Below are 19,312 nucleotides of genomic sequence, written 5' to 3'. Positions count from 1 at the left end.
CTGCCTCCTGGTCTGCCACCGGCCGGTGCATCCGGCCCGACAGGGGATGGAGGGCGCATCCGAAAGCATGCCCGGCCGGGGCGGCCATCTCCGGCCTCCCTATTCCGACGGGGCAGGGAGCGCGACAGGGGCGGCACAGGACCGAAAGTAAGGAGAAGCGCATGCGGCAGCTGCGGCTCGCGGACGAGACGGAGATCCCGGTGCTCGGCCAGGGCACCTGGCATCTGGGGGAACGTGGGGCGGATCGCGGGGCCGAGGCCCGGGCGCTGCGCCTCGGCCTCGATCTCGGCATGACGCTGATCGACACGGCGGAAATGTATGCGGAAGGCGGCGCGGAGCAGGTCGTGGGGGAGGCCATCGCGGGCGCCGCGACGAGGTCTTCCTGGTCAGCAAGGTCTATCCCCACAACGCCTCCCGCACCCGCATGGCGGCGGCCTGCGAGGCGAGCCTGCGGCGCCTGGGGGTGGAAAGCATCGACCTCTATCTGCTGCACTGGCGCGGCAGCGTGCCCCTGGCCGAGACGGTGGAGGCCTTCGAGCGGCTGCGCGAAGCCGGGAAGATCCGCCGCTGGGGCGTCAGCAACCTCGACGTGGCCGATCTGCGGGAACTGGGCGGCGCGCTGGCGGACTGCGCCACGGACCAGGTCCTCTACAACCTGGACGCCCGGGGCGTGGAATTCGACCTGCTCCCCTTCTGCGGCGAGCGGCGCATGCCGGTGATGGCCTATTCCCCATTGGGCCAGGGTGGGCGGCTGCTGCGCCATCCGGTGCTGCAACAGGTGGCCGAGCGCCACGGGCGGCTGCCGGCGCAGATCGCGCTCGCCTGGGTGCTGCGCCAGCCCGGCGTGGTGGCCATCCCGAAATCCGCCGACCCGGCGCATCTGCGGCACAATGCGGGGGCCGCCGAGATCACGCTGGACGAGGCGGATCTGCGGGCGCTGGACCGGGTCTTCCCGCCGCCGCAACGCAAGCAGGCGCTGGAGATGCTGTGACCCGGAACACGGAACAGGCCGGGTGCCGGATGGCGGAGCCGGAAAAAATCGCACACATGGCCGTGGCTTCGTCTAGAAAGGCGGCATTATCTCGCAAACGATATGGTTTGTCCGGTTGAGGAGTTGGTCGATGAGCGAGACCTGGAACGGTATCCCCGACGACCCTGAGGAAAGCGGCTGGCACTGGGTGGAGGATGGCGACGGCCTGCGCCCCCTGATGTGGCGGGGCGAGGACTGGCCGGATGCGGTGGACCGCCATGGCTGGCGGGATGGCTTCTCCGTGCTGTCGCCCCAGGATCTGCGCCGCGCCCGCTACCATGGCCGGGTCGCCATGCCGCCCGGTGTCGCGGAGCGCTTTCGCCTGAACGTGATGTTCGCCACGGCCTGACACCCGGCCGCGGTCCTCGCCACCACGGGATTCTCCCGGCGCCGGCCCCTGGTCGCGAGGAGTCCGGCTGCTATCGTCCGGCGCCGTGACCATCCTGCTACTCGCCTTCCTGGCCCTGTCCGGGCTCGCCGTCCTGGCCGGGGCGCTGCCGCGTGCCACGGCGGCCGGCTCCGCGCCGGGTCCGTTGCCGCCGTTTCCGCCCGGCCGTGCCTCCCGCACTCTGGCTCCCCCGGCCTCGCCCGTCACCCTGCTGGCCCGGATGGCGCCGTTCCTGGGCCTGCTGGCCGGGCTCCTGCTCATGGCGGCCGGGGCGATGGCTCTCCGGGGAGAGCCTTCTCCGGCCCTGGCGCTGCCGGTGCTGCCGGGCGGCGTGGTCCTGCTGCGGCCCGACGGGCTGTCGGGGTGGTTTCTGATGCTGCTGGGGTTGCTGGCCGCCGCCTCCGGCCCGGACCCGGAGGAGCCGGATGCGCTGCGGCGTGCCCTTTCCCCGGTCGGCCCGGCGGCCCTGGCCCTCGCGCTTTCGGCGGCGGATTCGGCGGGGCTGCTTCTGGCCCTGGGGCTGGCTTTGCCGGTCCTGGTCTTCTCCAGCGCGGATCTGGCCCATCCCGGGGGGCGGGGCGCGGCCCGGCGGGTCCTGGCCCTGGCCCTGGCCGGCTGGGTGGCGCTGCTGCTCGCCTTCGCGCTGCTGCTGCCCGCGACATCGCCAGCACCGGACGGCTGGTCCTTCGACGTCCTGCGCCAGACGCCGCCCGAGGGCTGGCGGGCCGGGCTGCTGCTCGTGCTGGCCCTGGCCGGGGCCGCGCCGCTGCTGGGCGCGGCCTCCGCCCTGGGCTGGATGCCGCTGCTGGCCACGGCCCGGCCGGGGCGGGCCTGTGCGGCCATGCCGGCGCTGATGGTGGCCACCGGGCTCTATCTCCTGGCCCGGCTGCTGCTGGACCTGACCGGGCCGGCCCAGCCGGGCTGGTGGGGCCTGCCGCCGCTGCTGGCCGGGGCGGCGATGGCCTTCTGGTGCGGCCTGCGGGCCAGCCTGGAGGACGACCTCCGCCTCCTGCCGGGCTGGCTGGCGGGCGGGCAGGCGGGGCTGGCCGTGCTCGGCCTGGGCCTGGCCGCGGTCTTCCGGGCCGCCGATCTGAGCGCGCTGGCGGCGCTGGCCTCGGGCGGGGCGCTGCTGCAGGCCGGGCTCGGCCTGCCGGCCACGCTGGTGCTGGTCCTGGTGGCGGAGGAGGTGCGGCGGATGACCGGCTTCCGCTCGCTGGAACGGCTCGGCGGGCTGGTGCGGGTGATGCCCTGGGCCACCGGCTGCGCGGCGCTGGCGGTGCTGGCGCTCGCCGCCCTGCCGCCCTTCGCGGGCTTCGCCCCGGCCTGGGTACTGCTCCAGGCCCTGCTGGCCGCCTGGAGGGTCGGGGAGATCGGGACGCAACTCGCGACCCTGGCGGTGCTGGCGGCGGCGGGGGCAGTGCTGGCCCTGCTGGCGCTGGCGGCGCTGCGCTTCCTGGGCCTCGCCTTCCTGGGCCGGCCACGGCATCCGCGGACCCTGGGCGGTGGCGACGCGACGGGGGCGATGCGCGGCACCCTGGCGGTGCTGGCGGGGCTGCTGCTGCTGGGCGGCCTGCTGCCGGGACCGCTGCTGGAGCTGATGGGCCTGGCCCTGCGCCTGCTGGTGCGGGCGGATCTGGATGGGCGGGCCGGGTGGCTGTCGGTGCAGGCGGGGGATGGCGCGGCCTCCTATCAGCCCCTGGCGGTGGCGGCGCTGCTGCTGTTGCCGGGTGGGATCGCGGCGCTGGCGCTGCGCGCCCTCGGCCCGGCGCCGGTGACCGGGCCGGTCTGGGATGACGGCTTCATGGCCCCGCCGCCGCATCTGCCCTTCGGCGATCCGGCCACGCAGCCCGGCGGGCGCGGCTTCGCGCAGCCGATGCGCCGGCTGCTCGGCCTGTCGCCGGCGCCGGGCGAGACGGGGATCGCGGACAGTCTCGCGCGCTGGCGCCGGATTCCCGCCACCCTGGCGGGCCTTGGCCCCTGGCTGGCGACGGCCCCCTTCCTGCGCCGCCCCCGGCGCCTTTCGGCACGGGGCGAGCTGGCGCTGGGCCTGCTGCTGACCCTGGTGCTGCTGCTGCTCGCCGCCTGGCCCGCGGGACATGAATGAGGGGGCCTGGATGAGCCTGCTGCTCGCCCTGCTGGCGCAGCTCCTGCATGGGGCCCTCATCCTGCTCGCCGCGCCGCTGCTGGCCGGCGGGGCGCGCTGGCTGCGCCTGCGCCTCGCCGGGCGGCGGGGGCGCCGCCCTGGCAGGAATGGCGCGACCTGCGGCGCCTGGTGGTGAAGCAGCCGAACCTGCCGGAGGATGCCTCCGCCCTGTCGCGCCTACTCCCCTATGCCAGCTTCGCCACGGCGCTGGCGGCGGCCGGGCTGGTGCCCGCCTTCACCACCGGGATGCTCCTGGCGCCGCTGGCCGATCTGGTCCTGCTCGCCGGGCTGGTCGGGCTGGGGCGGGCCTTCCTGGCCCTGGCGGGGCTGGAGGCCGGGCGGGCCCAGGGCGGGCTGGCGGCCTCGCGGCTGCTGGCCGATGCGGTGCTGGCCGGGCCGGCGATGCTGGCGGTGGTGCTGGTCCTGTCCATGCTGGCGGGCGGCACCGGCCTCGCCACCATCGCCTCCGGGGTGCGGGATGGCGGGGTGGGGCTGCAGCTCTCGCTGCTGCTCTGCCTGGGGGCGCTGCTGGCGGTGGCGCAGGTGGAATGCGGGGCCGAGACCGGCGCCATGCTGCCGGCCGAGGCCTCCGGGCGGCATCTGGCCCTGTGGTCCCTGGCCCGCGATCTCTGGCTGCTGTTCTGGCTGGACCTGCTGGCGGCGGTCTTCCTGCCCTTCGGCCTGGCGCCGGACATGGTGGAGGCGCCCTGGCTGGCCTGGCCGCTCGGCCTGCTGGCCTGGATCGCCAAGCTGCTGGCCGTCGGCGCCGTCTTCGCCCTGGCGGGGGTGCTGGTGGCCGGGATGCGGCGGCAGCGCCTGCCGGAACTGCTGGGTGCGGCGCTGCTGCTGGCGGTGCTCGGGGCGGTGCTGCTCTTCCTGGGCGCCCGCGTCGCATGAGGGAGGACCCATGAGGTTCGAGCCGGTGTCCGGCGATCTGCCGCAGCTCCTGGCCGGCGGCATGCTGCTCTGCGGCTTCGCGCTGCTCTGCCTGCGCCGCGGCGGTGGGGCGATCCTGGCCTATGCGCTGCAATCCCTGCTGCTGGCCCTGCTCGCCGGCTGCCTGTCCCGTCGTGGGGGGATGTGGAGCGCGGAGCTCCTGGCCGTGGCCGCGGTGGCGCTGCTGGGGCGGGCCCTGGCTGTGCCGCTGGGGCTGCGACGGCTTTCGCGCCGCCTCGGCCTGCCGGGAGAGGCGGAGCTGCGTCTCGGCATCGGCGCCTCGCTGATCCTGGGTACCGTGCTGCTGGGCTTCGCCACGGTGGTGGTTTGGCCCGCCGCCATGGGGCCGGGTGGCATGGCGGCGCGCGCCACCCTGGCGGTCGCGCTGGCGCTGCTGCTGCTGGGGCTGGCGACGGTGCTGCTGCGCGGCGACCCGCTGAGCCAGGGGCTCGGGGTCCTCAGCCTGGAGAACGGGCTGGTTCTGGCGGCCCTGGCGGTGCCGGGGCTGCCGGAAGTGCTGGAACTCACCCTGGCCAGCCTGCTCCTTGCCCTGGCCATGGTGGCGGGGGCCTTCCTGTTCCGCCTCCGCTTCGACCTGGCGGGATGGCGGCCTCGTGGGCCGGAGGGGGCGTGATGACCGGACTGCTTGCCACCCTGCCGCTCTGGAGCCCCGTGGCCTTGCCCTTCCTGGCGGCGCTGCTGCTGGCCCTGTCGCTGTCCCGCCCCGGCATGGCGGCGAAGGCCGGGCTGCTGGCCTCGGCGCTGGGTTTCCTGCTCGGCCTTGCCCTGTTGGCGCGGCCGGAAGGTGGCGACGGCGTGATGCGGCTGGATGCGGTGAACCGCCTCCTGCCGGCCCTGGGCGGGGCTGTCGGCCTGCTGGTGTCCGGCGCGCTGGCCGGCCGTGGCCCTCTCTCGCCGGGCCTGCCGCTGGCCGTGCAGCTCTTCCTGGGCGGATACCAGCTGGCGGTCCTGGCGGATGGCCCCGTGCTGGGCTGGATCGGCTTCGTGCCCGCCCTCCTGGCCGCGGCGGCGATCCTGTCGGGGGTGGGGGAGGGGCGGGTTCCATCCTGGTCCCTGTCCTGGCGGATGCTGCTGCCCTGCGGCGCCGGGCTCGCCACCGCGCTGCTGGGGGTGGTGCTGCTTCTCCTGGGCAGTGCCTCGGGCGGGGTGGGGACGGGGTCCTGGCCGGGGCTGATCCTGTCCGCCCCCATGGGGGAGGCGGGGCTGCTGCGGCTGGGGGCCGTGCTGCTGCTGGCCGGCTATGGGCCATTGTCGGGACTGGTGCCCTGGCAGGGCTGGGGCATGGCCGCCTCGGCGCGCGGGCCGGCCGTCTTTTCCGCACTGTGCCTGGGCCTGCTGCCGGGCATGGTGCTGCCCATGCTGTGGCGCGCCGGGCGGGTGACGGGGGCCGCCCCCGGGGGCCTGCCGCTGGGCGGCCTGCTGGTGGCGGCGGGGCTGCTGTCGCTGCTGGCGGCGGCCCTGGCCCTGTGGCGGCGGCAGGAGCCGGGGCGGCTGCTCGGCTGGACCGGCCTCGGCCAGACCGGGCTGGCCGCGCTCTGCTTCGGGCTGGACCTGCCGCTGGCGGGCCTCCTGGCGCTGGCAGGGCAGGCGCTGTCACGCTGCGCGGCGAGTCTGACTCTGGAAGGTGGGGCGCCACGAAGCACGGCACCGGGTGACGCGGCGGGTCTTCGCGCCGGGCGCTGGGGGCTGCTCCTCGCCCTGGCGGGGCTGGCCGGGCTGCCGCCCTTTCCGGGCTTCGCCGCCATCCTCGCCGTGGCCATGGCGCTGGCGCGGCAGCATCCCCTGCTGCTGCTCCCCTTCGGCCTGGCCCTGGCTCTGGCCCTGCCCGCCCTGGCGCGACAGGCGGAACGGCTGGCCGGGGAACTGCCCAATGCTTCCGGCCGCCCGGCCCTGCTGCCGCTCTGGGGTGGCCTTGTGCTGGCGGCTCTGCTGGGGCTGGGCGTGGCGGTCTGAGCGACGGTCCGGCCCGGTGGGATCAGATGCGCCGATCCTGGAAGGGTCAGGCGCTTAGGCCGGGGCGGCGGGCAGGGGGCGTTCGCGCAGGAAGTCTTCCAGAGCTTCGGCCACATGCGCCACATGCGCGCGGAGCAGGGTGACGGCCTCCGCCACCGCGCCCTCGCGGCAGAGGCGCACCATCTCGCGGTGCTCGCGGTCGGCACGCGCCAGCTCCGACGGGTCGGCGGAAAGCTGCAACCGCGTGTAGCGGTCGCATTCCTGCAGCAGGTTGGCGACCAGCGCCTCGGTGCGCGGCTTGCCGGCGCGGCTGTAGAGCAGGCGGTGGAGCTGGGTGTTCAGCTCCCCCCAGCGGCCGGTCTCGCCCTGTGCCAGGGCATGGGAATACTCGGCCAGGATGCGGTCCAGCGCGGCGAAATCCGCCTCCGTCAGGCGCGGCGCGGAATGTTCCAGCAGGCGCGGTTCCAGCAGGGCGCGCAGTTCGAAGGCTTCGCCCACCTCCTCCGCCGAGAGGGCGGCGACGGTGGCGCCCTTGTGCGGCGAGATCCGCACGAAGCCCTCGGCCTCCAACTGGAACAGTGCCTCGCGCACGGGGATGCGGCTGACGCCGAATTCCTCGGCCAAGCTGTCCTGGCGAAGCTGCGCGCCGGCCGGGTAGCGCCCATCGAGCACGCGGCGGCGGATCTCCTCCAGCACGGCGGCCGAGACGGTGCGGTGCTTCAGCGGCGCGTTCATCCACTCTCCTCTCCCACCGCCCTGGCCTGACACCCGGCGGGTGGAGTGCCGGATGTGGCACCGGGGCGGGGGCCTGTCATCCGGTACAGAAACCTATTGACTCGGATATTGTATAAAATCTACGAAGACGCCACCCGCAATCCCGCGACCGCCGGAACCAAGCCATGACCGCCAAGATCGACTGGCAGGGCGTCTTCCCCGCCGTGACCACCCAGTTCCGCGATGACTACAGCCTGGACGTCCAGGCGACGCATCGCGTGATGCAGGCGCTGATCCGCGACGGCGTTTCCGGCCTGATCGTCTGCGGCACGGTGGGCGAGAACTGCTCCCTCTCGAAGGAGGAGAAGGTGGCGGTGATGGAGGCGGCCAAGGATGCCGCCGTCGGCCGCGTGCCGGTGGTCGCCGGCATCGCCGAGTTCACCACACCCTTCGCGGCGGAGATGGCGAAGGAGGCCGCGCGGATTGGGCTGGACGGCATCATGGTGATGCCGGCGCTGGTCTATTCCTCCAAGCCGCACGAGACGGCTGCGCATTTCCGCGGCGTGGCCAAGGCCACCGACCTGCCGGTGATGGTCTACAACAACCCGCCCATCTACAAGAACGACGTGACGCCCGCGATCCTGGCCTCGCTGGCGGATTGCGAGACCATCGTCTGCTTCAAGGAATCCTCGGGCGACGCGCGCCGCTTCACCGACCTGCGCAACATGGTGGGCGACCGCTTCCGCATGTTCGCGGGGCTCGACGACACCGTGCTGGAAAGCGTGATGCTTGGTGCCGAGGGCTGGGTCTCCGGCATGTCCAACGCCTTCCCGGCCGAGGGTGAGGCGCTGTTCCGACTGGCGAAGGCGGGCCGCTATGACGAGGCGCGGGCGCTCTACGACTGGTTCATGCCGCTGCTGCACCTCGATGCGCGCCCCGACCTCGTGCAGTGCATCAAGCTCTGCGAGCATATCATGGGCCGTGGCACCCATCTGACGCGGCCGCCGCGCCTGGAACTGCCGGAGGGCGAGCGCGCCGAGGTCGAGGCGCTGATGCGGGCGGCGCTGGCGAAGCGGCCGAAGCTGCCGGCGGACCTCGCCTTGCCCCAGGCAGCCTGATCCGCCGCCCCGTCCCGGCACAGCCCCCGACACAGCCCCCGACACAGCCCAGATCAGGCGCGTGCCGGGACGGACCGGCCGCGAAGGAGCCGTCCGCCATGACACTGCACCGCCGTACGCTTCTTTCCGGTGCCGCCGGCCTCGCCGGCGCCGCCAGCCTTGCCCGGCCGCATTTCGCGCGGGCGCAGGGCGGGAAGAGCGCCACGCTGCGCTTCATCCCTTCGACCCCGCTGCCCTCGCTCGATCCGGTCGTCGCGACCAGCTATGTCATCCGCAACCATGGCTACCTGATCTACGACACGCTCTTCGCCACTGACGAGACGTTCGCGATCCGGCCGCAGATGGTGAGCGAGTGGCAGACCGCGCCGGACGGCCTGGCATGGACCTTCCACCTGCGCGACGGCCTCGCCTTCCATGACGGGCAGCCGGTGCGGGCGCAGGATTGCATCGCCTCGATCCAGCGCTGGTCGAAGCGCGACGCCTTCGGCCAGACCTTCGCCGCTTTCGTCGAGGGCTACGGTGCGGACGACGCGCGCACCTTCTCCGTGCGGCTGAAGAAGCCTTTCCCGATGCTGCCGGCGGCGCTGGGCAAGCTGTCCTCCAACGTGCCCTTCATCATGCCCGAGCGTGTCGCCCTGACGGATGCCAGCAAGCCCATCGCCGACGCCACCGGCTCCGGCCCCTGGCGCTTCGAGGCGAAGGAGTGGATCCCGGGGCAGAACGCCATCTACACCCGCAACGCGGCCTATCGCCCGCGCGAGGAAGCGCCCTCCTGGGCCGCGGGTGGCAAGGTGGCGAAGATCGACCGCATCGAATGGCTGGCGCTGACCGAGCCCGCCGCCGCCGTGGGCGCGATGATGCAGGGCGAGGTGGACTGGTACGAGCAGCCGCCGATCGACCTGCTGCCGGTGCTGAAGCAGAACCGGAACATCCGCATCCAGAACGTGCCGCTCGGCCTGATCCTGCTGATGCGCTTCAACCACCAGCAGCCGCCTTTCGACAATCCGGGGGTCCGGCGCGCCGTGATGATGGCGATGAAGCAGGACGACTACATGCAGGCGGTGGTCGGCAGCGCGGAATATTACAAGGAGGCGAAGACCTTCTTCACCCCGGGTTCCCCCATGTCCACCGGCGCCGGCGGGGCCGAGGCGATCCGGGGCGATCTGGAGAAGGGCCGGGCCATGCTGAAGGAGGCGGGCTACAAGGGCGAGAAGGTCGTCCTGCTCGCCCCGGCGGATCAGCCCATCGCCTACAACCAGTCGCTGGTGACGCAGGAACTGCTGAAGAATCTTGGCATGACGGTGGACCTGGTCTCCACCGACTGGGCCACTTTCATCGGCCGCCGTTCCAATCGCGGCCCGGTGGAGCAGGGCGGTTGGTCGGTCTTCCACACGCTCTGGTCCGGTGCCGATGTGCTGAATCCGGCGTTGCATCCCTTGATCCGCGCCAATGGCGAGGCCGCCTGGTTCGGCTGGCCGAAGGATGAGGCGCTGGAAGGGCTGCGCGACCAGTGGATCGCCACCGCCAATGCCGCGAAGCAGAAGGAGATCGCGGCACAGATCGAGCGCCGCGCCTTCGAGGTGGTGCCCTATGCCCCGGGCGGCCTGGTGCAGCAGCCCATGGCCTATCGCGACAACCTCAAGGGCATGGTGCTCTCGCCGGTGCAGTTCTTCTGGAACATGGAGAAGACGGTCTGACCTGCGCCACGACGGCGGGACAGGCTGGAGCCTTGGCTTTGGAGCATTCGTCGCTCCCGGGAGCAAGGCTCCGCCTCCGCCCGGGGCCGGCCACCAGGAGCAACGCCCCAGCACCGTTCGTCCGGATCAATCGAGCGAGACGCCGAGTTCACGGATCAGCGGCACCCAGATCTTCCGTTCGCTGGCGAGCAGCGACTGGAAGGCATCCGGCCCGCCCGGAAGCGGCTCGACGCCGATGTCCCGCATGCGCGTGGCGGTCGCCGGGTCCTGCAGCGTCGCGGCGAGCGCCGTGGAGAGGCGGATGGCTTCCGCGTCGGGCGTGCGCTTCGGCAGGACGAGGCCCTGCCATGCATAGGATTCGAAGCCGCGCAGATCCAGTGCCTCCTGTGCCGTCGGCACGTCCGGCAGGCCCTGGATGCGGGTGTCCGAGAAGACCGCCAGCGGCCTGATCTGGCCGGAGCGCAGGTATTCGCCGCCGGCGGCGTAGTCCACCACCATCGCCTCCACATTGCCGGACAGCAGGTCGTTCAGCGCCGGCGCGATGCCGCGATAGGGGACATGGGTCAGCTCGATCCCGGTCTCGCGCGCCAGGCGGGCCATGGTCAGGTGGTGCGGCGAGCCGATCCCGGCGGAACCATAGTTGATGCCGCGCGGTATGGCCCTGGCTCGCCCGATGAAGTCGCGGGCGCTGCGGGCCGGGGCTTCCTTCGTGACGGCGAGCAGCATCTGGAAGCGGGCGAGCAGCCCGACGGGGCGGAAGTCGCGGTCCACGTCATAGGGCAGCTTCCTGAACAGGGCCGGGTTGAAGACCAGCGTGCCGTTGTCGGCGGTCAGCACGGTATAGCCGTCCGGCGCCGATTTCGCCGCGGCCTCGGCGCCGATATTGGTGGCGCCGCCCGGACGGTTGTCGATCACGAAGGACTGCCCGAGCCGTTGCGACAGGCCGGTGGAGACCAGCCGCGCGATCACGTCGGACCCGCCGCCGGCGGCATAGGGCACGATCCACTTGATCGGCCGGTCGGGATAGGCGGCGAAGGCGCGTCCCAGCGGCAGCATACCCAGCGGTAGCAGGGCGAGGCCGCCTCCCAGCCCTGCCCTCAGGGCGGTCCGGCGCGTGATGCGGTGGTCGTTCATGGACATCCTCTTTTCTGGCCCGTTTTTCTGGCCCGGCCCTTTCCTGGTGCCGGGATCGTTGGCCGCTCCGTCACGGCGGAGGGCGGGTGCGGTATTGCCGGGGTTTCTATATGATATCATATGACATGATATAGGGGATTCCCGATGCCGGACCCGAACTCCTGTGCCGCGACGGCGCTGTGCCAGCAATGTGGCCCGCTGCGGCTGGCCGAGTTCCTGCCCTATCGCCTCTCGGTGGTGGCGGAGAGCGTCAGCCAGGCCTTCGCGGCGCGCTATGCGGAGGAGTTCGGCCTCGGCGTCGCCGAATGGCGCGTCATGGCGGTGCTGGGGGAGAGCGAACGCCTGTCCACCCAGGCCGTGATCGGACGGACGGAGATGGACCGTGTGAAGGTCAGCCGCGCCGTGATCCGCCTGGACGACAAGGGCCTGCTGCTGCGCGAGCCGCTGCCGGGCGACCAGCGCGCGCAGAGCCTGCGCCTGTCGCCGCGCGGGTTGTCGCTGTACCGCCGCATCGTGCCGCGCGCCTGCGCGTTGCAGGCCGAGCTGGCCGAGGCGCTCGACCCGGCGGAACTGGCCGCGCTGGATGCGATCCTGACCAAGCTGCACCGGCACGCCGCGCAACTGCCGCGGTGAGGGCCGGCCCGCCGGGAGACGGGCCGGGCCGCGTTCAGAAGGCGAGCGCGGCGGCGACGCGCCGGGCGAAGCCGGCCGGATCGCGGGGCGTGTCGCCATCCTGCACCCGGGCGAGGTCGAGCAGCAGGCCAGCCTTCTCCGCCAGCGCCGTGTCCGTCGCCGCGCCCTCGGCCAGCCTGCGGATCAGCGGATGGCGCGGGTTGATCTCCAGCACCGGCAGGCCGGCGCCGCTGCCCCGCCCGGCGCGGCGCAGCATGCGCTGCATCTGCAGGTCGGGGCCGTATGGCGGGGCGGCCAGGACCACGGCGCTTTCCACCAGCCGGTCCGTCGCGCGGACCTCGCCGACCTCGTCCTTCAGCGCCTCCTTCAGCCGGGCGAGCAGCTCGGCGACATCGGCGGCCTCGCCCGCCTCCGCGCCGCCCGCGATCTTCGAGAGGTCCACCACGCCCTGGGTGATGCTGCGGATCGGCTTGCCCTCGAACTCCGCGAGGCGCTCCGGCCAGAAGGCATCGATGCCGTCGGACAGCAGCAGCACCTCCACGCCCTTGGCGCGGAAGCCCTCCAGTTGCGGCGAGCGCGCGAGGGCGGCCGGATCGTCGCCGAGCAGGAAGTGGATCGCCTCCTGCCCCTCCTTCATCCGCCCGACATAATCGGCGAGCGAGGTCCAGCCCTCCACCGCCGAGGAGCGGAAGCGCAGCAGCGCCGCCACCTCCTGGCGGTGCCCGGCATCCTCCCAGGCGCCTTCCTTCAGGACCGGGCCGAAATTCTCCCAGAACTTCGCGTAGTCCTCCTCATCCCTGGCGCGCGCCTTGAGGTCGGACAGGACGCGGTTCGTCACCGCCTTGCGGATGCGCGCCAGGACGGGGGTGGATTGCAGCATCTCCCGGCTGACGTTCAGCGGCAGGTCCTCGGTATCCACCACGCCTTGCACGAAGCGCAGCCAGGGCGGCAGCAGCCCGGCCTCGTCGGTGATGAACATGCGCCGGACATGCAGGCGCACGCGGCTCTGCCGTTCGTCCTCCACCGCCTGGAAGGGCTTCATGCCGGGGATGAAGAGCAGTGCGCTGTAGTCCAGCGTGCCTTCCGCGCGCCAGTGCAGCGTGGCCCAGGGCTCGTCGAAGGCATGGGCGACGTGGCGGTAGAACTCGGTGTACTGCTCCTCCGTCACCTCGGCTTTCGGCTTGCGCCAGAGCGCGGTGCCCTCGTTCGCCGGCTCGTCCTGGCCGTCCCGCGCCACGGTGATGGGGATGGTGATGTGGTCCGCCCATTTGCGGATGATCGCCTGCAGCCGGAAGGGCTCCAGGAACTCCTCCGCATCCGCCTTCATGTGCAGCACGATGTCGGTGCCGGGTTCCGCCCGTTCGGCGGGGGCGAGCGTGTAGCTGCCCTGGCCCTCCGAGGCCCAGCACCAGGCTTCCTCGCCGCCGGCGCGGCGGGAGGTCACCTCGACCCGCTCCGCCACCATGAAGGCGGAGTAGAAGCCGACGCCGAACTGGCCGATCAGGCTGGGCTTCTCCGCCGTGGGGGCCTCGGCGAGGGAGCGGGTGAAGGCCAGCGTGCCGGAGCGGGCGATGGTGCCCAGGTGCTGCGCCAGCTCGGCCTTGCTCATGCCGATGCCGGGATCGGAGATGGTCAGCGTCCGCGCCGCCTTGTCCGGCACAATCCGGACCTTGGCCTCGGCCGGCAGGCCCAGGCTGTTGTCGGTCAGCGCCTCGAAGCGGCGCCGGTCCACGGCATCGGCGGCATTGGCCACCAGCTCGCGCAGGAAGATCTCGCGGTCGGAATAGAGCGCGTGCACGACCAGATCGAGAAGGCGCCCCACCTCGGCGCCGAATTCGTGCCGCTCCAGCGTCTCGCTCACCGTCAGTCCTCTCGGTCGGGGGTTCAAGCTGGCGCGCGATATGCGGGGAATAGCGGATCGTTTCAACGGGTTGGGACAAGGGTTTTCCCAGGGGTTTTCCCAGGGGTTTTCCCCAGGGATTTTCCCCAGGGGGGGTCCAAAGGGCACCCCGGCTGTGGCGGGCCGGACGGCGAACCCGCGCGGCTGGACGGCGTTCCTGTGGTCATGCCCCTCGCAGCCCCGATCGCGGCGGAAGCCGCGCCGAAGGAACCCTTCGACTTCGACGAGGCCTTCCGGCGCCTCCGGCGGGCCGTCGCCGACGTGCCGAAGGCGGCGATGTTCGAACTGCGGGACCGGGGCTATGGCAGCCTGTTCGAGCAGCTCGTGGCGAGCCTCATCTCCGCCCGCACCCGCGACGAGACGACGATCCCGGTCTGCCTCCGGCTCTTCGCCGTGGCGCGCACTCCGGCAGCGCTGGCGGCGCTGGAGGAGGCGGAGCTCGTGCGGCTCCTGCACGGGGCCACCTTTCCCGAACCGAAGGCGCGCGACCTGATCGCCCTGTCGCGGCGGATCGTGGAGGAGTTCGGCGGCGCCGTCCCCGACACGGTCGAGGGGCTGATGGCCTTCCGCGGCGTCGGGCCGAAGATCGCCTCGCTCGCCCTCGGCGTGGCGCTGGGGCAGGCGCATATCGCCGTGGACATCCATGTCCATCGCGTGACCAACCGCTGGGGCATCGTCGCGACCAGCACGCCGGACCGCACCCGGGCCGCCCTCGCCGCGATCCTGCCGCGCCGCTACTGGGTGGAGATCAACGAGCGCCTCGTGCCCTTCGGCAAGCATGTCTGCACGGGCGAGCGGCCGCGCTGTTCGGCCTGCCTGCTGCTGAGCCTGTGCCAGCAGGCCGGGGTGACGAGCCATCGCTGACGCCGCGCCGCGGAGAGCTTCCTGATGCGCCCTTTCCTGGTGTGACCGTCGCAACACGGCCGGAAATCCTGCGTTACCCGTCGCAGCCGTTTGGCCGGAGCGGGCTGAGGCGGTGGATTTCCCCGGGATGCGGCGCCGGCTCCGTCCAGGGCGGCGGAACTCCGGCCGGGCCTGCCCGTTCCCTGTCCGTCTTCTCGAAAGGAAGCAAGATGAGCATTTTCAGCTCGATCCTGAACAAGATCTTCCATCCCGCCGGCGCGGCGCAGCCTGCCGCCCCGGCCGGTTCCGATCAGGCGCCAGACCCGAATGCCACCCCGAACGCAGCGCCGGGGGGCAATCCGGGCACGGCCGGCACGCCAGCGGGTGCCGGCGGTGCCCCGGCCTCTGGGCAGGAGGTGGATGTCGAGTCGGTGCTGGAGGGCATCGCGGCGCGGAAGGGCGGCGGCGGCAACTGGCGGACCTCGATCGTCGATCTGCTGAAGATGCTGGACCTCGATTCCAGCCTGGATGCGCGCAAGCAGCTCGCCAACGAGCTCAACGTGCATGCGGGCGCGGATGGCAGCGCCGAGCAGAACATCGCCTTGTCGAAGGCCGTGTGGCAGCAGCTCGCCCAGAATGGCGGAAAGGTGCCCGACAGCCTGAGGAACTGACGAAGGCACGAAGGGGAGAGAGGCGCGGGCCTCTCCCTCCTTCGCCGTGTGCAGGACCGGGCGGTCAGGGCCGGTCGCCCGCGCCTGATCCCTCTCCTTGGCTTCGGCGAGGAGATCCAGCAGGGCGGCCGCGAAGGCCCGCATATTGTTTGCGGTCCTGGTCCCCGGTTGCCAGCGTCCTCGTCAGGCTCTCCGGGCCGGCGATGGCAAGGCAGACATGGCCAGCGGCATCGCCATAGCGGTTGCCGCCCGGTCCGGCCGCAGCGGTTTCGGCGATGCCCCAATCCACGGCGAAGCGCTCCCGGGCGGTGCGGGCCAGCAGCGTGGCATAAGGTTCGGTGGCGGGGCGAAGGCCAGCCATCCCCTTCTCCGTGATGGCGAGAAGGGCCGCCGACACCAGGCCGCCGGCAGAGGATTCGGCCACGGCGATGGTTTCCCCACGGCGCTTGAGCAACCCGCCGAGCCGCTCCGCCCTTGGCAACAGGGCCTGAACCCTTACGAGTTCATCTGCAAACAGTGGGCCGCAGAGCCGGAACGATTCAGACTCAACCCGCTCCACCAAATCCCGGGACTAAACAATCGTGATTGTGGCCATGGTCACAGGACGGGACCGTAAGTCAGAAGCTGCTCTGCTGGACGTGTGCCAGACCAGATGCGCTGAAGCTGTTGCAGGATCGCGGGACCAAATCTGTCATAAGGGACACGGACAGATGCAAGCCATGGTGCAAGCCAGGGATTGAGCGTGCTGCCATCGATTCCCACCAGGCGGCAATCATCCGGCACATGCAACCCCGTTTCGCGTGCCGCGCGGTAGGCGCCATAGGCCAGCTGATCGCTGACGCAGAGCAGGCCACGGGGCCAGGCATCACGGCGCCCGATCAACCGGGCGGCGTGATAGCCGATTTCGACATGAGCCAGGCCCGGCGCCCGCCACTCCGGGATTCTCGCCGGGTCCAGGCCAAGCGCGGCATAGCGGGACCGAAAACCTTCCATCCGCTCCCGTGTGGCAGAGGATGAGCCTTCCAGCGGGGAAAGGATGCCGGGTTCCCGGATTCCGGCTTGCCACAGATAATCGGCGACCAACGCACCCGCCCCGGTGTTGTCGATCCCGACGAAGGCGCCGCCACCCAGGGGGTTGCGCCGCCCGACGAACACCATCGGCGTGCCGTGGCCGATCATTTCGGCGAGCCCGGGGCTGGAACGGGCCACCACCATCACATAGCCCTGGACCGCCTGTGCACGCATGGCCGCAAGATATTCATCCTGGAGCGCGGCACGGTCATGCGTGTCGCAAAGGATCATCACATAGCCTGCCGTCCGCAATGCGGCCTCGGTGGAAGCCGCAATGGTCGCCATGGCTGGATTGTCCAGATTGGCCACAAGCATCGCCACAAGGCGGCTTTCCCCGCTGCGGAGGGCCCGCCCGATGGAATTCGGCCGATAGCCGGTCGCCTCGATCGCTTTCCGGACCCGTTTCACCGTTTCTGCCGAGGCTCTGCGGGTCTCGCCATTGACGATCCGGGAGACGGTCGAAATCGAGACTCCGGCAGCGGCGGCGATGGTCGCCAGGGAGACCGGCCGAACCTCACCCGATGCGTCGTTATCGGGATCTCTCACTTGGTTCCCCTGAGGACTGACCCGGGATTATCCCACCACATCTCTGTCTTATAAAACCGTTTGACAGGTTGGGCAAACGTTTGCCAAACCATCTCGGAACAAGAGGCGCCGACTGGGATGTGCCCGTTACCGCATCAGGGAGGAAGTTCATGAAGGTGCTTGCTTATGCTTTCGCCGCCGGGCTGAGCCTCGCGGCGACGGCCTTCGGGCCGGCGATGGCCCAGACCACCCTTCGCATGGCCTGGTACTCGGACGGCAACGAGGGCGAGGTCATGAACGACCTGCTTCGCCGCTTCGAAAGCCGGAATCCCGATATCCGCGTGGTTCTGGACCAGGTGCCGTTCAAGGCGATCAGCGAGAACCTGCCGGTGCAGCTCGCCTCGGGGCAGGGACCGGACATGGCGCGCGTCGCCGACATGGGCGGGCTGGCGCGCTACGGGCTGGACCTCAGACCCCATCTGAAGGATGCGGCAGCCTGGGAGGCAGGCTACGGCCCGTTCCTGCCCTGGATGCGGGTCGCCGGCGACACGGGTTCCATCCCCGGCTTCATGACCCAGCTCACCATCACGGGCCCCTTCGTCAACAAGACCCTCTTTGAGCAGGCCGGCATCGCGATGCCCGGTCCCGGCGCGACCTGGGAGCAGTGGGCGGAAGCGGTCAAGGCGGTGGCGGCCAAGGTGGGCGCGCCTTTCCCGCTGGCGCTGGACCGTTCGGGGCACCGCTTCTTCAGTCTGGCCGTGTCACAGGGCGCCACGGGTATCGACGAGGCCGGCAGGCCCGCCGTGGTGGATGAAGGATTCAAGCGAGCCGCCTCCCTGGTCGTGGACTGGCACCGCAAGGGCATCATGTCCAAGGAGATCTGGGGCTCGGTGGCGGGCTCGGCCTATCGCGGTGCCAATGACGAGTTCAAGAACGCGCAGGTCGTGATGTACCTGTCCGGTTCCTGGCAGATCGCCCAGTTCGACAAGACCATCGGCGATGCCTTCGACTGGGTGGCGGTGCCGACACCCTGCGGACCGGCCAACTGCTCCCCCATGCCGGGCGGCGCCGCCCTGATGGCCTTCAAGTCCAGCAAGCATCCCGCCGAGGTGGCGAAGGTCATGGAATACCTCGCCAGCGAGGAGGTGATGACGGAGTTCTATAGCCGCGCCCTCTTCGTGCCCGGTCATGTCGGGATCGCGGCCAAAGGTCTGGAGTACAAGTCCGGCTCCGAGGCGGCACGGGCGGCATTGAAGGTCTTCACCGAGGAGGTGAGGCAGATCTCGCCGGCGGCCTATCGCCTCCAGGGCTATTCCGGGTCGCGCATCATCTTCAACGCCGCCATCAGCCGCCTCGGCCAGGCCGTGGCCGGCGAGATCGGGCTGGACGAAGCCTATCGCCGCATCACGGATGACGTGACGCAGCAGATCGCCGAGCGCGACAAGAAATAGCCCCTCCCCGGACCGGGATCGCCAGAATGAGCTCCGTCGAGACCGCTGTGCCCGCCGCGGGCACGGCAACCGCCCCGGCCGTGCCGCGCCTGGAGGAAGGAGGCGCCCTGCGCGCCCTGGGCTGGGCCGCCGCGCTGCCGCTGCGCCTCATCGACGCGCCGATGCGCGGCGTGCAGAGGCTGATCGGCGAGCGGGGCATGCCCTATGTCTTCCTCCTCCCCAACGCCGCCTTCTTCGGGCTCTTCGTCTTCCTGCCGCTGGCGATCAACCTCTGGTTCTCGCTGACCGGCGGCGCCGCGCTGTTCCCCGCGGAGCGGCCCTATGTGGGGACGCAGCAATACGCCTACCTGCTCGACTGCGGTTCCTTCATCGATCCCGGCTCCTGCCGCGAGGACCATTTCTGGCGCGGCGTCGCCAATACCGGCACCTTCACGCTGTTCAACGTCGTGGGAACGGTGCTGGCCTCTCTGGTCACCGCGCTGGTGCTCAACCGCAAGATCCGGGCCCGGGGCTTCTTCCGCGCGGTCTTCTTCTTCCCCGTGCTGCTGTCGCCGGTGGTGGTGGCGCTGATCTGGAAATGGATCCTGCAGCGCGACGGCCTGCTGAACGCCATCATCATGGGGCTGGGTGGCGACCGCGTCCTGTTCCTGAACGAGCCCGGCTGGGCGATGTTCTGGGCGATCTTCGTGTCCGTCTGGGCCCATATGGGCTTCTACACGCTGATCCTGCTCGCCGGGCTGCAGGCCATTCCGGCCGATCTCTACGAGGCGGCGGCGATGGACCGCACGCCCACGCACCGCATCTTCTGGCGCATCACCCTGCCACTGCTCTGGCCGAACATGATCGTGGTCATCGTGCTCGCGCTGATCAAGGGCGTGCAGACCTTCGACGAGGTCTTCGTGCTGACCGGCGGCGGCCCCGGCACGGCGACGATGATGGTGGTGCAGTACATCTACGAAACCGCCTTCGCGAATCAGGTGCAGAATTTCGGCCTTGCCGCCGCGGCCTCGGTGCTGCTGGGCGCCGTGCTCTTCATCCTCACCCTGATCCAGCTCGGCGTCGCCGGGCGGCGGAGGGACTGACC

18 protein-coding genes and 1 pseudogene are annotated in these 19,312 nt (G+C 71.2%); 14 read left to right on the top strand and 5 right to left on the bottom strand.

Going from position 1 to position 19,312, the window contains the following annotated elements; genetic code table 11:
* The first annotated feature begins 161 nt into the window (after positions 1 to 161).
* From MVG78_RS02540 to MVG78_RS02510, 7 genes and pseudogenes are all read left to right on the top strand, one after another.
* A pseudogene (locus tag MVG78_RS02540) lies at positions 162 to 991 on the top strand (aldo/keto reductase).
* A 130-nt stretch (positions 992 to 1,121) separates the two neighbouring features.
* Positions 1,122 to 1,379 carry a hypothetical protein gene (locus tag MVG78_RS02535; protein WP_247557930.1) on the top strand — a complete coding sequence of 86 codons (258 nt, stop codon included), beginning with the start codon at positions 1,122 to 1,124 and terminating at the stop codon, positions 1,377 to 1,379.
* Positions 1,380 to 1,464: 85 nt separating this feature from the next.
* Positions 1,465 to 3,522, top strand: coding sequence for a proton-conducting transporter transmembrane domain-containing protein (locus MVG78_RS02530; protein WP_247557928.1), 2,058 nt, complete (start codon positions 1,465 to 1,467; stop codon positions 3,520 to 3,522).
* 10 nt (positions 3,523 to 3,532) lie between these two features.
* Entirely contained in the window at positions 3,533 to 3,697 is a 165-nt protein-coding gene (locus MVG78_RS02525; protein ID WP_247557926.1) for a hypothetical protein, read from the top strand.
* Positions 3,694 to 4,458 (top strand): NADH-quinone oxidoreductase subunit H, encoded by a 765-nt coding sequence (locus MVG78_RS02520; RefSeq protein ID WP_247557924.1) that lies wholly within the window; start codon positions 3,694 to 3,696, stop codon positions 4,456 to 4,458. Before MVG78_RS02525 ends, MVG78_RS02520 begins: the two co-directional genes overlap by 4 nt.
* 10 nt (positions 4,459 to 4,468) lie before the next feature.
* On the top strand, positions 4,469 to 5,131 hold the full coding sequence (locus tag MVG78_RS02515) for a hypothetical protein (RefSeq protein ID WP_247557923.1): 663 nt from the start codon (positions 4,469 to 4,471) through the stop codon (positions 5,129 to 5,131).
* Positions 5,131 to 6,471: a hypothetical protein gene (locus MVG78_RS02510; protein ID WP_247557922.1), complete on the top strand. Its 1,341-nt coding sequence runs from the start codon at positions 5,131 to 5,133 to the stop codon at positions 6,469 to 6,471. The genes MVG78_RS02515 and MVG78_RS02510 overlap by 1 nt, the downstream gene beginning before the upstream one ends.
* Positions 6,472 to 6,525: 54 nt before the next feature.
* Here the strand turns inward: MVG78_RS02510 and MVG78_RS02505 are convergent, their stop codons facing one another.
* A complete protein-coding gene (locus MVG78_RS02505) occupies positions 6,526 to 7,206 on the bottom strand; it encodes a GntR family transcriptional regulator (RefSeq protein ID WP_247557920.1) in 681 nt (226 codons plus the stop codon).
* Between the two features lie 164 nt (positions 7,207 to 7,370).
* Here MVG78_RS02505 and MVG78_RS02500 point away from each other — a divergent pair, with 164 nt between their 5' ends.
* A complete protein-coding gene (locus MVG78_RS02500; RefSeq protein WP_247557918.1) occupies positions 7,371 to 8,303 on the top strand; it encodes a dihydrodipicolinate synthase family protein in 933 nt (310 codons plus the stop codon).
* 98 nt (positions 8,304 to 8,401) lie between these two features.
* Positions 8,402 to 10,000, top strand: a complete 1,599-nt coding sequence (locus MVG78_RS02495) for an ABC transporter substrate-binding protein (protein WP_247557916.1) — start codon at positions 8,402 to 8,404, stop codon at positions 9,998 to 10,000.
* A gap of 126 nt (positions 10,001 to 10,126) precedes the next feature.
* Here MVG78_RS02495 and MVG78_RS02490 read toward each other — a convergent pair whose 3' ends face one another.
* Complete coding sequence (locus tag MVG78_RS02490; protein ID WP_247557914.1) at positions 10,127 to 11,134, bottom strand: Bug family tripartite tricarboxylate transporter substrate binding protein; 1,008 nt, start codon at positions 11,132 to 11,134, stop codon at positions 10,127 to 10,129.
* A gap of 144 nt (positions 11,135 to 11,278) precedes the next feature.
* On the opposite strand from MVG78_RS02490, the gene MVG78_RS02485 reads away from it, so the two are divergent.
* Positions 11,279 to 11,767 (top strand): MarR family winged helix-turn-helix transcriptional regulator, encoded by a 489-nt coding sequence (locus MVG78_RS02485; protein WP_247557912.1) that lies wholly within the window; start codon positions 11,279 to 11,281, stop codon positions 11,765 to 11,767.
* A 34-nt stretch (positions 11,768 to 11,801) separates the two neighbouring features.
* Here the strand turns inward: MVG78_RS02485 and htpG are convergent, their stop codons facing one another.
* Complete coding sequence (htpG, locus tag MVG78_RS02480) at positions 11,802 to 13,628, bottom strand: molecular chaperone HtpG (RefSeq protein ID WP_247557910.1); 1,827 nt, start codon at positions 13,626 to 13,628, stop codon at positions 11,802 to 11,804.
* A 204-nt stretch (positions 13,629 to 13,832) separates the two neighbouring features.
* On the opposite strand from htpG, the gene MVG78_RS02475 reads away from it, so the two are divergent.
* Both MVG78_RS02475 and MVG78_RS02470 read left to right on the top strand, forming a co-directional pair.
* On the top strand, positions 13,833 to 14,531 hold the full coding sequence (locus MVG78_RS02475) for an endonuclease III domain-containing protein (RefSeq protein ID WP_247557908.1): 699 nt from the start codon (positions 13,833 to 13,835) through the stop codon (positions 14,529 to 14,531).
* A gap of 209 nt (positions 14,532 to 14,740) precedes the next feature.
* Positions 14,741 to 15,181, top strand: a complete 441-nt coding sequence (locus tag MVG78_RS02470) for a DUF3597 domain-containing protein (RefSeq protein WP_247557906.1) — start codon at positions 14,741 to 14,743, stop codon at positions 15,179 to 15,181.
* 64 nt (positions 15,182 to 15,245) lie between these two features.
* On the opposite strand, the gene MVG78_RS02465 is transcribed toward MVG78_RS02470, so the two are convergent.
* Together MVG78_RS02465 and MVG78_RS02460 are read right to left on the bottom strand one after the other, a co-directional pair.
* The gene (locus MVG78_RS02465; protein WP_247560262.1) at positions 15,246 to 15,605 is read right to left on the bottom strand and encodes a CinA family protein; all 360 of its coding nucleotides are present in this window, start codon (positions 15,603 to 15,605) and stop codon (positions 15,246 to 15,248) included.
* Positions 15,606 to 15,778: 173 nt separating this feature from the next.
* Positions 15,779 to 16,798: a LacI family DNA-binding transcriptional regulator gene (locus MVG78_RS02460; protein ID WP_247557905.1), complete on the bottom strand. Its 1,020-nt coding sequence runs from the start codon at positions 16,796 to 16,798 to the stop codon at positions 15,779 to 15,781.
* Between the two features lie 149 nt (positions 16,799 to 16,947).
* On the opposite strand from MVG78_RS02460, the gene MVG78_RS02455 reads away from it, so the two are divergent.
* Together MVG78_RS02455 and MVG78_RS02450 are read left to right on the top strand one after the other, a co-directional pair.
* On the top strand, positions 16,948 to 18,228 hold the full coding sequence (locus tag MVG78_RS02455; RefSeq protein ID WP_247557903.1) for an ABC transporter substrate-binding protein: 1,281 nt from the start codon (positions 16,948 to 16,950) through the stop codon (positions 18,226 to 18,228).
* A 26-nt stretch (positions 18,229 to 18,254) separates the two neighbouring features.
* A complete protein-coding gene (locus tag MVG78_RS02450; RefSeq protein WP_247557901.1) occupies positions 18,255 to 19,310 on the top strand; it encodes a carbohydrate ABC transporter permease in 1,056 nt (351 codons plus the stop codon).
* The last annotated feature ends 2 nt before the right edge of the window (positions 19,311 to 19,312 follow it).

This window comes from Roseomonas gilardii subsp. gilardii (genome assembly GCF_023078375.1).
Lineage (GTDB): Bacteria > Pseudomonadota > Alphaproteobacteria > Acetobacterales > Acetobacteraceae > Roseomonas > Roseomonas gilardii.
The sequence above is the reverse complement of the archived record's forward strand: the minus strand, read 5'-3'. Positions and strand labels throughout refer to the sequence as shown.

What these genes read in the sequence shown, in the direction of transcription:
- MVG78_RS02535 (WP_247557930.1), top strand. Translation starts at nt 1,122, where the DNA reads ATGAGCGAGACCTGGAACGGTATCCCCGACGACCCTGAGGAAAGCGGC.
- MVG78_RS02525 (WP_247557926.1), top strand. Translation starts at nt 3,533, where the DNA reads ATGAGCCTGCTGCTCGCCCTGCTGGCGCAGCTCCTGCATGGGGCCCTC.
- MVG78_RS02515 (WP_247557923.1), top strand. Translation starts at nt 4,469, where the DNA reads ATGAGGTTCGAGCCGGTGTCCGGCGATCTGCCGCAGCTCCTGGCCGGC.
- MVG78_RS02510 (WP_247557922.1), top strand. Translation starts at nt 5,131, where the DNA reads ATGACCGGACTGCTTGCCACCCTGCCGCTCTGGAGCCCCGTGGCCTTG.
- MVG78_RS02505 (WP_247557920.1), bottom strand. Translation starts at nt 7,206, where the DNA reads ATGAACGCGCCGCTGAAGCACCGCACCGTCTCGGCCGCCGTGCTGGAG.
- MVG78_RS02500 (WP_247557918.1), top strand. Translation starts at nt 7,371, where the DNA reads ATGACCGCCAAGATCGACTGGCAGGGCGTCTTCCCCGCCGTGACCACC.
- MVG78_RS02495 (WP_247557916.1), top strand. Translation starts at nt 8,402, where the DNA reads ATGACACTGCACCGCCGTACGCTTCTTTCCGGTGCCGCCGGCCTCGCC.
- MVG78_RS02490 (WP_247557914.1), bottom strand. Translation starts at nt 11,134, where the DNA reads ATGAACGACCACCGCATCACGCGCCGGACCGCCCTGAGGGCAGGGCTG.
- MVG78_RS02485 (WP_247557912.1), top strand. Translation starts at nt 11,279, where the DNA reads ATGCCGGACCCGAACTCCTGTGCCGCGACGGCGCTGTGCCAGCAATGT.
- MVG78_RS02475 (WP_247557908.1), top strand. Translation starts at nt 13,833, where the DNA reads ATGCCCCTCGCAGCCCCGATCGCGGCGGAAGCCGCGCCGAAGGAACCC.
- MVG78_RS02470 (WP_247557906.1), top strand. Translation starts at nt 14,741, where the DNA reads ATGAGCATTTTCAGCTCGATCCTGAACAAGATCTTCCATCCCGCCGGC.
- MVG78_RS02455 (WP_247557903.1), top strand. Translation starts at nt 16,948, where the DNA reads ATGAAGGTGCTTGCTTATGCTTTCGCCGCCGGGCTGAGCCTCGCGGCG.
- MVG78_RS02450 (WP_247557901.1), top strand. Translation starts at nt 18,255, where the DNA reads ATGAGCTCCGTCGAGACCGCTGTGCCCGCCGCGGGCACGGCAACCGCC.